Source organism: Methylomarinovum tepidoasis (genome assembly GCF_030294985.1).
Lineage (GTDB): Bacteria > Pseudomonadota > Gammaproteobacteria > Methylococcales > Methylothermaceae > Methylohalobius > Methylohalobius tepidoasis.
The window spans coordinates 2,201,806-2,217,604 of sequence record NZ_AP024718.1; the positions used below are offsets into that span (position 1 = coordinate 2,201,806).

General features: G+C 61.5%; 13 protein-coding genes. 5 read left to right on the plus strand and 8 right to left on the minus strand.

What is annotated here, in order from left to right; translation table 11 throughout:
• The first annotated feature begins 9 nt into the window (after positions 1–9).
• From MIN45_RS11115 to tsaC, 3 genes are all read left to right on the plus strand, one after another.
• Positions 10–474, plus strand: coding sequence for a Smg family protein (locus MIN45_RS11115; protein WP_286292287.1), 465 nt, complete (start codon positions 10–12; stop codon positions 472–474).
• A 28-nt stretch (positions 475–502) separates the two neighbouring features.
• Entirely contained in the window at positions 503–2,815 is a 2,313-nt protein-coding gene (gene topA / locus MIN45_RS11120; protein ID WP_286292289.1) for a type I DNA topoisomerase, read from the plus strand.
• A 147-nt stretch (positions 2,816–2,962) separates the two neighbouring features.
• The gene (gene tsaC / locus MIN45_RS11125; protein WP_286292291.1) at positions 2,963–3,526 is read left to right on the plus strand and encodes an L-threonylcarbamoyladenylate synthase type 1 TsaC; all 564 of its coding nucleotides are present in this window, start codon (positions 2,963–2,965) and stop codon (positions 3,524–3,526) included.
• A 320-nt stretch (positions 3,527–3,846) separates the two neighbouring features.
• On the opposite strand, the gene MIN45_RS11130 is transcribed toward tsaC, so the two are convergent.
• The 6 genes from MIN45_RS11130 to MIN45_RS11155 form a co-directional block, all read right to left on the minus strand.
• Positions 3,847–6,147: a T9SS type A sorting domain-containing protein gene (locus MIN45_RS11130; RefSeq protein WP_286292293.1), complete on the minus strand. Its 2,301-nt coding sequence runs from the start codon at positions 6,145–6,147 to the stop codon at positions 3,847–3,849.
• Between the two features lie 17 nt (positions 6,148–6,164).
• Positions 6,165–8,225, minus strand: a complete 2,061-nt coding sequence (locus MIN45_RS11135; protein WP_286292295.1) for a type IV pilus secretin PilQ — start codon at positions 8,223–8,225, stop codon at positions 6,165–6,167.
• A gap of 115 nt (positions 8,226–8,340) precedes the next feature.
• Positions 8,341–8,865, minus strand: coding sequence for a pilus assembly protein PilP (locus MIN45_RS11140; protein ID WP_286292298.1), 525 nt, complete (start codon positions 8,863–8,865; stop codon positions 8,341–8,343).
• The gene (locus MIN45_RS11145) at positions 8,865–9,491 is read right to left on the minus strand and encodes a type IV pilus inner membrane component PilO (protein WP_286292300.1); all 627 of its coding nucleotides are present in this window, start codon (positions 9,489–9,491) and stop codon (positions 8,865–8,867) included. Before MIN45_RS11145 ends, MIN45_RS11140 begins: the two co-directional genes overlap by 1 nt.
• A complete protein-coding gene (locus MIN45_RS11150) occupies positions 9,488–10,060 on the minus strand; it encodes a PilN domain-containing protein (protein WP_286292302.1) in 573 nt (190 codons plus the stop codon). The genes MIN45_RS11145 and MIN45_RS11150 overlap by 4 nt, the downstream gene beginning before the upstream one ends.
• Position 10,061: 1 nt before the next feature.
• Positions 10,062–11,123 carry a pilus assembly protein PilM gene (locus MIN45_RS11155; protein ID WP_286292304.1) on the minus strand — a complete coding sequence of 354 codons (1,062 nt, stop codon included), beginning with the start codon at positions 11,121–11,123 and terminating at the stop codon, positions 10,062–10,064.
• A 158-nt stretch (positions 11,124–11,281) separates the two neighbouring features.
• Between MIN45_RS11155 and MIN45_RS11160 the strand changes: the two genes are divergently transcribed.
• Both MIN45_RS11160 and MIN45_RS11165 read left to right on the plus strand, forming a co-directional pair.
• Positions 11,282–13,582, plus strand: a complete 2,301-nt coding sequence (locus MIN45_RS11160) for a penicillin-binding protein 1A (RefSeq protein WP_286292305.1) — start codon at positions 11,282–11,284, stop codon at positions 13,580–13,582.
• Positions 13,583–13,584: 2 nt separating this feature from the next.
• Positions 13,585–14,166: a hypothetical protein gene (locus tag MIN45_RS11165; RefSeq protein WP_286292307.1), complete on the plus strand. Its 582-nt coding sequence runs from the start codon at positions 13,585–13,587 to the stop codon at positions 14,164–14,166.
• On the opposite strand, the gene MIN45_RS11170 is transcribed toward MIN45_RS11165, so the two are convergent.
• Together MIN45_RS11170 and rpmE are read right to left on the minus strand one after the other, a co-directional pair.
• Positions 14,163–15,476 (minus strand): citrate synthase, encoded by a 1,314-nt coding sequence (locus MIN45_RS11170; protein ID WP_286292308.1) that lies wholly within the window; start codon positions 15,474–15,476, stop codon positions 14,163–14,165. The genes MIN45_RS11165 and MIN45_RS11170 overlap by 4 nt on opposite strands.
• A gap of 5 nt (positions 15,477–15,481) precedes the next feature.
• Positions 15,482–15,685, minus strand: a complete 204-nt coding sequence (rpmE, locus tag MIN45_RS11175) for a 50S ribosomal protein L31 (protein WP_286292311.1) — start codon at positions 15,683–15,685, stop codon at positions 15,482–15,484.
• Positions 15,686–15,799 lie beyond the last annotated feature (114 nt).

Genomic DNA, 15,799 nt, shown 5'->3' on the forward strand with positions numbered 1-15,799 from the left:
GAAAGAATCATGAAAGAAAACGTGTTTGACGTGTTGTTGTACCTGTTCGAGAACTACATGGACGAAGATCCGGAACGCATGCCCGATCCGGATTCGCTCCGCAACGAACTGGTCGCCGCCGGCTTTCCCGAGCGCGACATCGACAAGGCGTTTGGCTGGCTGGAATCGCTCACCTGCGGCCAGCCGATCCAGACCACCATGCCCACCTTCCGCGTCTACGCGCCGGAAGAGCAGGCCAAACTGAATCAGGAATGCCGTGGGCTGCTGCTGTTTCTGGAACAAACCGGTATCCTCACCCCGTCTAACCGGGAGCTGGTCATCGACCGGGCCATGGCGCTCAGCGCCGAGGAACTGACCCTGGAAAACCTCAAATGGATCGTCCTCATGGTGCTGTTCAGCCAACCGGACCAGGAAGCGGCCTTCGCCCGCATGGAAGACCTGGTCTACGGCACCACGCCGGTCGCCCTGCATTAAACCCTTCAACCTAACCCATCCGAACCGAATGGCTCAGAATCTCGTCATCGTCGAATCGCCCGCCAAGGCGAAAACCATCGCCAAGTACCTGGGGCCCGGCTTCAAGGTCCTGGCCTCCTACGGACACGTGCGCGATCTCGTCCCCAAAGAGGGGGCGGTCGATCCCGAGCGCGATTTCGCGATGAAATACGAACTCATCGACAAAAACAAAAAGCACGTCCAGACCCTGAAGCAGGCGGCCAAGCAGGCCGACGCCCTCTTCCTTGCCACCGACCCGGACCGCGAGGGCGAGGCGATCTCCTGGCACATTCTGGAGATCCTCAAGCAGGACAAATCCATCAAGGACAAACCCGCCCACCGCATCGTGTTCCACGAGATCACCCAGCGGGCGGTGCAGGAGGCACTCAAGCATCCCGGCGAGATCTCCATGAATCTGGTCAACGCCCAGCAGGCGCGCCGGGCGCTGGATTATCTGGTGGGCTTCAACCTGTCGCCGCTGCTGTGGCGCAAGATCCGCCGCGGGCTTTCCGCTGGCCGGGTGCAGAGCCCGGCGCTGCGGATGATCGTCGAGCGCGAGATCGAGGTCGAGAACTTCGAGCCCCAGGAATACTGGACCATCGAGGCCGCCTGCAAGGCGAAGGAAAAGCCCTTCAAAGCCCGCCTGCTGCAGTACCAGGGCGAAAAGGTCAAGCAGTTCAGCTTCACCGACGCCGACCAAGCCCATCAGGTGCGCCAGACCCTGCTGGATCTGGCCCAGGGCCGGCTTACCGTGGTCAAGGTGGAAAAGAAGCAGCGCCGCCGCAACCCGGCGCCGCCCTTCATCACCTCCACCCTGCAACAGGAGGCGGCGCGCAAGCTCGGCTTCACCACCCGCCGTACCATGTCGGTGGCGCAGCAGCTGTACGAAGGCATCGACATCGGCGGCGAGACCGTCGGTCTCATCACCTACATGCGCACCGACTCCACCCAGCTGGCTCAGGAGGCGGTGGCGGAGATTCGCGACCTGATCGCATCGAAGTACGGCAAGGACAACTTGCCGCCCAAGCCCCGGGTGTTCAAGGCCAAATCCAAGAACGCCCAGGAGGCCCACGAGGCCATCCGCCCCACATCGGTCAAACGGCTGCCGGAGCAGGTCAAGCCGTACCTGACGGCGGAGCAGTACAAACTCTACGAGCTGATCTGGAAACGTACCGTCGCCTGCCAGATGATCCACGCCACCCTGAACACCGTGGCGGTGGATCTGGCCTGCGGCAACGACACCAACCTGTTCCGCGCCACCGGCTCCACCATCGCCCATCCGGGCTTCATGGCGGTGTACCAGGAAGGCAAGGACGACGGCAACGGAGAGGACGGCGACAAAATCCTGCCGCCGCTGCAGGAAGGCCAGCAGGTGGCACTGGAGGACATCCTCGCCGACCAGCACTTCACCGAACCGCCGCCCCGCTACACCGAGGCCAGTCTGGTGAAGGCGCTGGAGGAATACGGCATCGGCCGTCCCTCCACCTACGCCAGCATCATCTCCACCTTGCTTAACCGCGAATACGTGGTACTGGAGAACAAGCGCTTCAAGCCCACCGACATCGGCCGCATCGTCAACAAGTTCCTGACCGAGCACTTCACCCGTTACGTGGACTATCACTTCACCGCCGGACTGGAGGACGAGCTCGATGCGGTGTCGCGCGGCGAGAAGAAGTGGATCGGCCTGCTGAAGCACTTCTGGGAACCCTTCAAGCGCCTGGTGCAGGACAAGGACAGCAGCGTCCAGCGCAAGGACGTCACCCAGGAGGCTCTGGACGAGAAGTGCCCCGAGTGCGGCGGCCAGCTGTCGATCCGCCTGGGACGCAACGGCCGTTTTATCGGCTGCACCAACTTCCCCGAGTGTAAGTACACCCGCAACCTGGACGGCGACGGCCAGCCCCGGGAACCGGAAACCCTGGACCGCCAGTGCCCCGAATGCGGCGAGCCGCTGCAGATCAAGGTCAGCCGCTACGGCAAGTTCATCGGCTGCAGCGGCTATCCCAAGTGCCGCTACATCGAGCCGCTGGAAAAACCGGAGGACACCGGCGTCGAATGCCCCCAGTGCCATCAGGGTAACCTGCTCAAGCGCAAGTCGCGCGGGGGCAAGATCTTCTATTCCTGCGCCACCTATCCCAAGTGCCGCTACGCGGTCTGGAACCCGCCCCTGGCCGAACCCTGCCCCGAGTGCGGCTGGCCAATACTGATCCTCAAGACCACCAAACGGCGGGGCACGGAGAAGGTCTGCCCGCAGAAGCACTGCGGTTACACCGCCCCTTACGAGGAAGCCGAAGCGGTGGAAGCGGCCGCCGCCGGGACCGGATAATTTCCCTGCCATGTTCTGGCCGGCCGGAGGGGGTGGCAGTCAGGGACGTCGTGAATCCATCCGTGGAGACTCGAACTCGGCCATCCAGGCCGAGTACGCCCTGACTGCCACCCCCTCCGGTCGGCTTCTGCATCTCAAAGCAACACCATGATCCTATTCCGCTGGCGTCTGCGGCTCATCGTCGGTCACCTGCGCCGCGGCGGGGTGATCGCCTATCCCACCGAGGGCGTCTACGGCCTCGGCTGCGACCCCTGGAATCAGGCGGCGGTCGAGACCGTTCTGGCGCTGAAAGGCCGGCCGGCGGACAAGGGCCTGATCCTGATCGCCGCCGATATCGAGCAGCTGCTGCCGTTCGTCCACCTTCCTTCGGAAACCGTGGTGGAAAGACTGCTCGAAACCTGGCCGGGACCGGTCACCTGGATCCTACCCGCCTCCCCACTGGCGCCGGAATGGCTGCGGGGAAAGCGCCCCACCCTCGCCTGCCGGGTCACCGCTCATCCGGTCGCCGCCCAACTGTGCCGCGCCTTCGGCGGCCCGCTGGTGTCCACCAGCGCCAATCCCGCCGGCCACCGCCCGGCCCGCTGCCTGCTCGAAGTGCGGCGGTATTTCCGCGGCCGGCCGGAGCTATTGCCGGTCCCCGGTCCGCTCGGCGGCCTCGAACGCCCCACCCCCATCTTCGACGCCCTCACCGGCCGCTGCCTGCGCCCTTAAATCGAATTGCGCTGTGTGTTTTTCCCGGGGGATAAGCGGCGTCTTATGGCAGGTTGTATACAATCTCACGGGTTTGACACGTGTTGGGTGGCGCTAGATGCCTTCATCGACGTGCACCGAACCTGTCAACCCACCGGAACCTGTAAGGAGGCAAGCGACCGACTCACATGGTCTGATCAGCCAAGCAAGAAATCGTTGAAAACAGGACATCTCGAATCAGTGAAATGTGGACAAAAAGCTTCGGTGTTGACAATGGCGGGCATCCTGCCCGCCACCCTTCGAGCCGCCTGCGGCGTTCGGCCGCACTCCCGCCTCGGGCATTAATCCAAACGGTTCGCGCGCAATACCCGCAACACCGTCTTTCCTCCCTCCTGCGAGATTTGCAGATCCGCCGCATAATAACGGCCATTGAACTCCACCAGGGGAATGTGGGCGATGTCGCCCTCCAACGTGGTCCATGTCCGCCGCCCGGTCAAAGGCTCATAATCCAGCCTTTCCAGGGCGTTCTCCAGCGGCACCGCCTTGATCAACTCGAAACGCATCTGCCCATCCTGATCGCTTACCCGCTGCAGGCGCGCCGAATAGAGCTGCTCTCCTACCTGGACAACAGGAACCGACAACTCCTCACCCTGGAGGGTCGCGATCAGGGCATTGTCCTCCGTCAAAGGCGCCAGTCCCCTTAACGTGAAGTTGAACTGGTACATGTCATCGCTGAAAAGTTGGGTGCATTTCACTTTACCATCCTCCGTTCGTTCCGACCGGGTCAGGATGGCGACATAATAGGTCCCCGGCTGATGGAAGCCTAATTCCAACTGATTGTTGCCTCCAAAGCTGGGGTCGATACTGGCGATCAGCGCCTCTCCGAACACGCCGGAATCTGCTTGGGCGTACAGATATTGAGATGGCATCGGGCTATCCCCATCCATACAGACACCGGGCTGCCCAAGCATCTCCGGGGTCAACTTGGCGCCGTCAAAAACCAGCGCGACCCAACTGCTTCCCGCATCTAAAGTACAGGGACTACCCGGCGGACACAGCTCGAGAAAAGCGATCTCATAACCCGGTTCGGCGACTTCGAAACGGAACCAGTCAACATCGTCATAGAGCAACTGCCCCCGGATCGCCGCTGCGGCAGCCAAGGGATTTGCCTGATCAGGCGTGTCATTCGGCTCCACTTCCACGTCGTGGAAATTCGCCAGCGGATTGCGGATCCCTGGATCGCCCAGGGACTCTCCGGTGAGGGAGAACACATAGGCTTCCTGAGAGGCGCCGTCTCCCGCCGCCGTGACCGAGAGATAATAGGTATCGGCCCACGCCAGCCGGGCGGAAGCCCTCAGAACCCCTTCCGTCGGCGTTTGCCAGCTCGACAGCACGTTGCCGCCGGCGTCCATCAGCGTCAGTTGCCAGACACCGCCGCCCGGCGCGGCCGGCACCTCCAGGTTCACCAGGACATCAGCCGCCGTGGTTCGCAGCTGGTACCAATCCTGATCCGAAGCACTGCTCAGCTGCCCGGTAACGGCCCCCGCTTCGATCGGCACCGCCGCTAGGCGATGATCGTTCGGCTCCACTTCCACGGCGGCGGATTGTATCAGCTGGTTGTAACGGGAAGGCGACTGCCAGGGAAGGATGCCGTCACCGCCGGCCTGAAAAAGGTAAGGCTGGCTAGAGGATTCCAAAGGTTCTGCCCTCAGATAATAGTCCGTCCCTTTATTCAGGGGCAATCGAAAATTCTGGTCCCGGTTGGGATCGCTGTCCCACTGGGCCACGAGGTTGCCTTCCTGATCGAGCAGGGAAAGCCGCCAGCGGCCAGCCTGGGCGGGTAATTCCAATTCTAAAGTAGGAATAATTATTGCGTCCGTTGTAGTTGAAAAAATAAACCAGCCCTGATCTTCGGTACTGGCGAAATCCCCCAACACCGGCGAGCCGGGAATGAGGGTTCTGGCTTCGCGGAAGCTATCGTTCGGCTCCACCTCCCGGATCGCCGTCAGCATCAGCTGATCGAACAGCGATCCTCCCGGCGGGCTCAATTGGTCGCCGCCGATGGAAAACCGGTAAGAGACCGAAGATGATGCCTGAATCTTCACAAAATAAGCACCTGACGCTGACAAGGCCAGTACATAACGGCGGGCATCCTCGCCGCCGTTCAGCGTCGCCAGTTCCCTGCCCTGGCTGTCCGTTATTACCATCTGCCACGCCCCATCCTGGGCGGGGATGGAGATTTCCATAACCGAGTTGGCACCGGTCGCCTGGAAGGCGAACCAATCTTCGTCCCCTGGCCCAGCATCGCCTGAGAAATCCTCAGCAGGAATCAACGGCGTTGCCGTTTCACGGCTGTCATTGGGCTCCAATTCGGAAATCGAGGGAGCGGCAGTGCCACCGCCACCCTGGTTGGCATCTCCAGAATCAGGGCTTCCACTATCCACCCCCGACCCTGTACCTGTGGTGTTATTGGCCGACCCATTGTCCTGCGCGTTTCCACCCGTATCCGAACTACCTATCCCACCGAGGCTGACCCCTCCTATGCCGCCACCCTGCAATTGATCCAACAAATCCGCCCGGGCAACACCCAGGGTTGCAACTTGGACCACGACCACGACCGCCATCAAAGATTTCGTTTTCATAACCAGCGCTCCCACATTTACAGACGCGTGGATTCCAGAACTTTGGGGGTGATGAAGATTAGCAATTCGTTCTTTTTACTGCTCTTGCCATCTTTGCGGAACATAAACGCGAAACCAGGAAGATCACCGAAAAACGGAACCTTATTTACTGTTTTCCGACGATCTTTTTCATACACACCCCCCAACACTACAGTTTCCCCATTGGCGACTTGGACGGTGGTTCTGATTTCACGTTTGTTGATCGCCACTCCATCAGGTGTAAGGTCTCCGGGGGCATCCTTCTTGACTAGCAGATCCATAATGACGTTGTCGTCCGGGGTGATGTGCGGCGTCACCTCCAGCTTCAGGACCGCTTTCTTGAATTGAGTCTGGGTCCCGTTCTGACTGACGGTCTGGAACGGAATTTCCACCCCCTGTTCGATGCTGGCCTTGGTCTGGTCCTGAGTCACCACCCGCGGCATGGACAGGACATCACCACGGTTCTCAGCCTGTAGGGCGGATAACTCCAGCTGCATCAAAAACTTGTTCAACTTGAAGATGGCAATCCCCATTCCTCCCCCGGCACCGGTACCAATGGCCGCCGGCAAATCGACGATGCCATTGTTGTTCCCGAGAATTCCGCCGATGATCGTTTGTGTGTCACCCGGGGAACCACTCTGCTTGGCGGCATTCAGTTTGACTCCCAATTCCCGGTTGAAGCCATCTTCAGCAATCACCACCCGCGATTCGATCAGCACCTGGCGCACCGGGCGGTCGAGCGTCCGCACCAGCTTGCGGACCGCCTCCAGGTTGGTGGGCGTGTCCTTGACGATGAGGATGTTGGTGCGTTCATCTATGTTCACTTCACCACGGGGCGACAGAATCGACCCTCCGGCGATACTTTCTTCACCGGCTGTTGCAGCTTCTTCAAACGTGGTGGCATGTTCCGGCACACCCTGCTGGCCCAGCTTACCACCGCTCTGCTGCATACCTTTCAGGACCTTCATCACATCCGCCGCCTTGGCGTAATTGAGCTGGACGATCTCGGTCTTAAGCGGCTCCTTCTGCTGGCGGAACTGAACGTGCTCCAGCTCCTTCTTTTCCAGCTTGATGATTTCGTCCAGCGGCGCCACCCAGATCACGTTGCCCTCTCGGCGCTTGCCCAGCCCCTTGGCTTTGAGCACCAGATCCAGCGCCTGGTCCCAGGGCACGTTGTTGAGGCGCAGGGTGACGTTGCCCTTGACGGTATCGGCAGCGATGATGTTGAGCCCGGTGAAGTCCGCCAGGATCTGCAACACCGAACGGACTGGAATGTCCTGGAAGTTGAGCGACAACCGCTCGCCGGTATAGGGAAACTTCTTTTTCTTCTCTTCTTTCTGCGCCTGGGTCAAAGGACGAAATTCGATGGTTAGCAGGCGGTCGGACTGATAGGAAAGGTATTCGTAGTCCGGGGTCGCCGGGGTGATCATCATGCGGACGTTGGGACCGTCCTGGAAGATCTTGATTTGCTTGACCGGCGTCGCAAAATCCATCACGTCCAGCACCTTGGCCAACTTGGACGGCAGCCGGGTGCGCAGGAAGGTGGCGATCACCTTTCCGCCTTCCTCGCGCAGATCGACCAGGGTGTTGGGCTGGGCTAGAAACACCAGAATCCGGCCTTCACCCTGAGGCCCACGGCGGAAATCGACCTTCTCGATCCGTTGGGTCGGCAACGCCGCGTGGGCGGCCGGCCGGGTCACTGTGGTCGCCACCGCGCCGACGCTTTCCAACAGCAGGTGGACTTCCTCACCCTCCGATTCCACCCGATAGGGCACCGGCGCCACCAGATTGACGACCACCCGCGTGCGGCCCCCACCCTCAATCACGTTCACCTGGGTGACGATACCGGTATTTACGGTCAACGATTTCTGGATCAGACCGTTGCGCACACCGGGGAAATCGAGGACGATACGAGCCGGGTTGTCGGTGTGGAAGACCTTGGGTTCGACCGCCCCGGCGGTGAATACGAAACGCATCTGCAGTTTGTCGCCGGGAAGCGTGGAGAAGTGGATATCTTTGAGCTGATTCTCCTGAGCCCGGGCCGCCAGGGCCAGAAACAACCACAAGGTCCAGGCCAACATCAGCCATCCGACCTTCGCCTCGCCGCCCTTTACCGTGCAGTCGTTACCCAACATGCGTCGCTACCCTCTGTCGTTGCTTGAAGTTCATTGCCCGTCATTCCGCCAGGGCCAGGCTCGCCTGACGTTCCCGCCACGTACCCGGACCATCGGGGACGATTTCCACCAGATCGATCCCTTCTTCGGTGATACGCACGATACGGCCGTGATTCTTGCCCAGGTAATTGCCCGTCCTGACCCGGTAGATCGTCCCCTCCCCCGTTTGGATCAACGCCCACAGGACGGTATCCTTCTTCACCGTCCCGACCATGCGCAGGCTATCCAGATCGTAGGCTTCCAAAGGCTCTTTGGGACGGGTGGGATCGGGTTTGATGCCGCTGCCGCCGACCGCCACCTGCGGCGGCGGCGCCTGTTTGGCCGGTACGAAAGGATCGCGCAGCCCTTCGGGGTCGAAAACGAAAGTCTCCACGACCTTGATCTCCGGCAGCGGCTCGATGCCACCCTTGGGACGGCCCTTGACCTGCGCGACATAGGCTTCGAGATCCGAAATATCCCGATCCCCGCAGCCGACCAGGAAAACGGCCAAAATCAACGCCATGACCGTGCGCACACGCTTGAACATCACTTTCTACCTCGCTTTTTTCTGCCTTTCTTGCGCCGATCTGCGATTTCTTCGTCCTCGAGGTAGCGATAGGTCTTGATCACGGCGTTCATGACCAGGCGGTCACCGCTCTTGAGGGGATCGATGGAAACGTCGTGCACGGTGACGATCCGCGGCAGCCCCGCCAAACCGCTGACGAAGGTGCCGAGCTGTTCGTAATTGCCGATCACCCGGACCTTGATGGGCAGCTCGGCATAAAATTCCTTCTTTACTTCGCCCTGGGGCTGGAACAGCTCGAATTCCAGCCCGCTGGCCAGGCCGGTCTGGGAAACGTCCACCAGCAGCGCCGGAACTTCCGCCTTGTTCGGCAGCTGCCGCAGCATGTTGCCGAAGGCCTTCTCCATTTCCGCCAACTGTTCCTTGTAGGCATCCAGGTTGGCCGCCTTCTTCTGCTTGATTTCCAGCGTCTGCTTCAGGCTGGACTCCTGCTTGCGGGCCTGTTCCAGCTGGGCGAGCTGATCCTGGGTGTCGTAATAGAACCATCCGCCCGCCACCGCCAGGGAAAGGATCACGATGGCGGCCAGCTTGACCGGCCAGGGCCAGGTTCCCGCCGCCTCCAGGTCCCAGTTGATCTCCGCCAGGTTCATGACTCGCCTCCCGTCTGACCGGCCTTGGGATGTCGCTGGCGGATCTCCAGGGTAAAGCGCCCCTGCCTTTCATGTTTGGACTTGGATTTGGATTCGATGACCTTCAGTTGCGGCTTTTCCATCCAGGGGGAGGACTCGATGTTGCGCATGTAGGCAGAAACCCGGGCATTGGACTGGGCGATGCCGGTGACCGTCAGATGATCACCCTTCTGCACGATCTTGTTGAGATGAACCCCCTCGGGGACGGTGCGCGCCAGGGCGTCGAACAGGTGGACGATCTCCGGCCGGCTGGACTGCAGACGCTGGATGATCTCCATCTTGGAGACCAGCAGGTCCCGCTTCTTCTCCAGATCGCGGATCTCGCGAATCTTGCGGTCGAGCACGGCGATCTGCGATTTGAGATAGCGGTTGCGTATTTCCTGATACTCGATCCGGTCCGCCAGATACAGATGGATGCCGGCCATGATGACCACCGTCAGACCCACCCCGAGACCGACGGCGATGAAGAATTCCTGGCGCTGCTGGCGCCGCCGTTCTTCACGCCAAGGAAGTAAGTTTATCCGCGCCATGTCAGTCGAAACTCCTCAAAGCCAAACCACAGGCGATCATCATCGCCGGAGCGTCCTGACGCAGCGCCTGGGCATCCACCCGACCGGCCAGGCCCATGTTCACGAACGGATTCGCTACGACGGCCGGAATCCCCAACTTTTGCGCCACCAGCCGGTCGACATCCTGGATGGAGGCGCATCCTCCGACCAGCACCAGCACATCCACATCCTGGTGGGTGCTGGAGGACAGGAAGAACTGCAACGAACGGCCGATCTGTTGCGCCATTGCATTTTTGAAAGGCTCGAGCACCTCGCACATGTAGCTGTCCGGCAGACCACCGTGCTTCTTGGCAAGCCCTGCCTCTTCGTAGGACAGGCCGTAACGGCGCTGAATCTCCTCGGTCAGCTGACGGCCGCCGAAACCCTGTTCGCGGGTATAAATGATCCGCCCCTCGTGAATGACGTTGAAGGTGGTCGTCGTCGCCCCCACATCCGCGATCGCGATCGCCCCGCCTTTGCGATGCTGCGCCAGCTGGGTCTCTATCAACGTAAAAGCATTCTCAAGTGCATAGGCTTCCACATCGACGATGGCCGCCTTCAGGCCCGCAAGCTCTAACGCCGCGACCCGGTTGTCGACGTTCTCCCGACGCGACGCGGCCAGCAGAACATCGTTCATCTTCGGATTCTTGGCATTGGGCCCGATCACCTCGAAATCGAGGCTGACTTCGTCGAGGGCATAGGGAATGTACTGCTCCGCCTCCAGCTGAATCTGATCTTCCAGATCCTCTTCGGAATACTCGGCGGGCAGGGTGATCGTCTTGGTGATCACCGCAGAACCGGAAACTGCCACGGCGGCATGTTTCAGCCGCGTTCCAGACTTTTTCACCGCCGCCTTGATCGCCCGGCCGATGGCCTCGACATCGGCGATGTTCTTGTCGACCACGGCGTTGGGCGGCAGGGGTTCGACGCCATAACTCTCCACCCGGTAACGCCCGTTGTTGCGCCCCAGTTCGATCAATTTGACCGCGGCCGCACTGATGTCGATGCCGAGAACCGGCGGTTGCTTGCGTCTGAATAACATCACGATGTCGTCCTATGCAGCGGCGCGCCCTGGAACGCTGGCCAGGTGCGTCGGTCTTAGTTCGTTCACAGTTTGTAGTATAGTTAAAAAAATTTTTCCGGCAGGACGCCGGGTTTCTTCTCGCCATTTTGAAAAGCACGTCGCAGATTTCTGGACCCTCCATGCGCAAATTCCTGATCGGGCTGTCCGGGCTCATCCTCATCGCCGCCGCCGTCGGCCTCGGCATCGGTTTCACCGAATATCGGCGCTTGCAGGCCCAATTGCCCGACCCCGAAAGCCTGCGTCACGTGGAACTGCAGACCCCCCTGGAAATCTACAGCCATGACGGCCGCCTGATCGCCGTTTTTGGGGACAAGAAACGTATCCCGGTCGCCATCGGGGAAGTCCCCAAGCAGTTGGTACAGGCCTTTCTTGCTGCCGAGGACGACCGTTTCTATCAGCATCCGGGCGTCGATCCGCAGGGACTGCTGCGAGCGGCCTGGGAACTGCTGCGCACCGGCCACAAACGCCAGGGTGGCAGCACGATCACCATGCAGGTGGCCCGCAACTTCTTCCTCAGCCCGGAGAAGACCTACGAGCGCAAGTTCAAGGAGATCATCCTGGCCCTGAAGATGGAACAGGTGCTGTCCAAGGACGAGATCCTGGCGCTGTATCTCAACAAGATCTATCTGGGCCATCACGCCTATGGCATCGCCGCCGCCGCGCAGATCTACTACGGCAAAACCCTGGATCAGCTGACTCTGCCCGAAATGGCCATGCTGGCAGGATTGCCGAAGGCGCCGTCACGCTTCAACCCGATTTCCGATCCCCAGCGGGCCCGGCTGCGGCGCGATTACGTCCTGCGCCGCATGCATGAACTGGGATTCATCGACGACGGCCAGTATCGCCAGGCCCTCCGGCAACCGCTGACCGCCTCCCTGCACCAGCCGCTTGCCCCTTCGCGCCAGCTGGATGCACCCTACGTCGCCGAACAGGTCCGCAGTCAGCTTCACGCGCGTTTCGGGGATGAAATCTACAGCGCCGGCTACCGGGTGATCACCACCATTGACAGCCGCCTGCAGCGGGCCGCCCAAAGCGCCGTCCGCAATGGCCTGCACCAGTATGATGAACGCCATGGCTACCGCGGACCCGAGGGGTATATCGATCCTTCCCTACCCGAATCCGAGCGTCTGCAGGCGCTACAAGACCACACCCCGGCGGGCGCCACCGTGGCCGCCCAGGTGCTTGCCATCGACCCCAAGCTCACCCGTCTGACCGCCCTGCTCGCCTCGGGGCAGACGATCTGGCTCGACTACGAGGGGCTGGCATGGGCCCGGCAAACCTCCCACAAGCAGCTGGCACAACTTCGCGTCGGTGACGTCATCCGAGTTCGCCGGGACGAGACAAGAGAATGGCGTCTGGCGCAGATCCCCCAGGTACAGGGGGCACTGCTGTCGCTGGACAGCCGCAGCGGTGCAGTGCTGGCTATGGTGGGCGGCTATGATTTCTCCCGGAGCAAATTCAACCGGACGATACAATCCCAGCGCCAACCCGGCTCCGGTTTCAAGCCCATACTCTATACCGCCGCTCTGGAGGCCGGATTGACCGCGGCCACGGTCATCAACGATGCCCCCATCGTCTATTCCAATGGCGAGAGCGAATGGCGGCCGGAGAACTACAGCGGCAAGTTCTACGGTCCCACCCGCCTGCGAGTGGCGCTGCGCAATTCCCGCAACCTGGTTTCCATCCGCCTGCTGCGGCGGATCGGCCTGGAGCGGGTCATCGACACCGCGTTGCGCTTCGGCTTCCGCCCGGAGCAACTACCGCGCACGCCCTCCCTCGCGCTGGGCAGCGGCACTGCCAGTCTGTGGGACATGGGTCGGGTGTTCAGCACCTTCGCCAACGGCGGTTTCCGGATCGAACCTTATCTGATCGAACGGATCGAACGCCGCGACGGCACCGTCATCGGCCGAGCCGAGCCGGCTCGTGCCTGTGACGGCTGCGACCACGCCGCCCCCCGCATCGTCGAGCCCCGGGTCCACTACCTCATGCACTCCATGCTCCAGGACGTGGTGCGGCGAGGAACCGCCATCCGCGCCAGCCAACTGGGCCGTAACGACCTAGCCGGCAAGACGGGCACCACCAACGACCAGCGCGATGCCTGGTTCAACGGTTATGCCCCACCGCTGGTGGCGATCGCCTGGGTGGGATTCGACGACGGTGCCCCGCTCGGCCGTGGCGAAACCGGCGCCCATGCGGCATTGCCGATCTGGATCGACTACATGAGAGTGGCCCTAGACGGCCAGCCGGAATACCCGTTCCCACAACCGGAAGGCATCGTCACTGCACGCATCGACCCCCAGACGGGGCTGCGCACCTATGAGGGCGGCATCGACGAGATCTTCCGGGAGGAGAATCTCCCTCCCTATCAGCCGGCCGCCGGCGGAGGGCAAGGTGAAACCCTGCTCGATGAACTGTTCTAGCCATGCACACCCAACGCAACCGCATCCGCGTCGCCCAGCTCAGCGCCCGCATCATCATTGAGGAAGGGGTCAACGACTACGCGATCGCCAAACGCAAGGCCGCCGAGCGGCTGGGGCTGGACTGGGGCCAGAATCTACCGGACGACGACAGCGTGACCGCCGCTCTGCAGGATTACCATCGCATCTTCCGCTTCCGCCACCAGCCGCAGTTCATCCGGCACCTGCGTCGGATCGCGCTGGAGGTGATGGCCTTCCTGGAAGACTTCTCCCCCCACCTGACCGGCGCGGTCCTGGCGGGCACCGCCGGGGAACACCAACCCATCCAGCTGCAACTGTTTCCCGAGACTCCGGAAGCGGTCATCTGGGCCCTGGAGGAAAACGGCGTTCCCTATCGTCAGGAGGCGGACGTCCCGGTCAAACTCAACGGCCAGACCTGCCAGGTTCCGGTGCTGACCCTCGACTGGCACGGCCTGGCCGTGGAAACCCGCCTGCTGCCTCCCAAGGCCCTGCGGCAGACGGGCAGGCAAGCGCCGCGCGCTTCCATCAAGGCCCTGCGGCGCCTGCTGGCGGAAACCGCGGACTAACGTTGCTCGATCGGCCGGTAATCCCGCGGCGCCGCCCCGACATACAGCTGCCGCGGCCGACCGATGCGCTGCTCGGGATCGGCCTTCAATTCCAGCCAGTGTGCCACCCAGCCGGCGGTCCGGGCGATGGCGAACATCACCGTGAACATGTTGACCGGGATGTTGAGGGCCTTGTAGATGATGCCGGAATAGAAGTCCACGTTGGGGTACAGCCGCCGCTCGATGAAATACTCGTCGTGGAGCGCGATCTCCTCCAGACGCATCGCCAGTTCGAACAGTGGCTCGTCTGGCGAGAAGCGCGCCAGCACGTCGTGACAGGCTTTGCGGATGATCTGCGCCCGGGGATCGTAATTCTTGTACACCCGGTGACCGAATCCCATCAGCCGGAAGGGATCGTTCCTGTCCTTGGCGCGGGCGATGTATTCCGGGATGCGTTCCGGGGTGCCGATTTCCTCCAGCATGCTCAGGACCGCCTCGTTGGCGCCCCCGTGGGCGGGCCCCCACAGGGCGGCGATGCCGGCGGCGATGCAGGCGTAGGGGTTGGCGCCGGTGCTGCTGGCCAGACGCACGGTGGAGGTGCTGGCGTTCTGCTCGTGATCGGCGTGCAGGATGAACAACAGATCCAAGGTGTCGACCGCGACCGGATCCAGGTACCAGGCATCATCCCCGCCCGAATGGAGCGAGGGCACCGAGAACATCATGTTGAGAAAGTTCTCGCAATAGCCCAGATCGGCGCGGGGATAGACGAAAGGCAGGCCCACCGAATGCCGGTAGCAGGCCGCCGCGATGGTGGGCATCTTGGCCAGCATGCGGATGGCCGACACCCGGCGCTGGTGCGGATCCCCCATGTCCAGCTCGCTGTGATAGAAGGCGGACAGCGAACCGACCACCCCCACCATCATCGCCATGGGATGGGCGTCGTAATGAAACCCCTCGAAGAACTTGCGCAGGGTTTCGTGAATCATCGCCTCCTGGCGGATATCGGCGGCGAAGGCCTGCAATTCCTCATACTTGGGTAGCTCACCGAACATCAGCAGGTAAGCCACCTCGAGGAAGGCGCTGTGGCGGGCCAGTTGTTCGATCGGGTAACCCCGATACAGCAACGTACCCTCGTCACCGTCGATGTAGGTGATCGCGCTCCGGCAGCTGGCCGTGGAGACGAAGCCGGGATCGTAACTGAAATAGCCCAGCTGTCCCGGCAGACCGCGCATATCTATCACCGCCTGCCCCAGGGTGCCTTCCAGCACCGGCAGCTCGGCATGTTTTCCGCTGCCGGGATCGCGGACCTGGACGGTCTTGGCGTCGGCCATCGGCCTTATTTGCCGCCGTACTTGCGCCGGAACTTGTCCACCCGGCCGGCGGTGTCGACGATCTTCTGCTTGCCGGTGTAGAAGGGATGGCAGGCGGAACAAACTTCGATATGAATATCTCGCCCCAGGGTCGAACGGGTGTGAATCACGTTACCACAGCTGCAGGTGATGGTGACTTCTTTGTATTCGGGATGAATACCGGCTTTCATGATTGGGTTATCCTCGTGGAACAGATTGGGCACCATGATCGCAGATAGTAGCTGCGACGAAAACAGGTTATCTTAGAAGAGCTTGCAATCGTTTACAAGCTCATCTGCAAACGG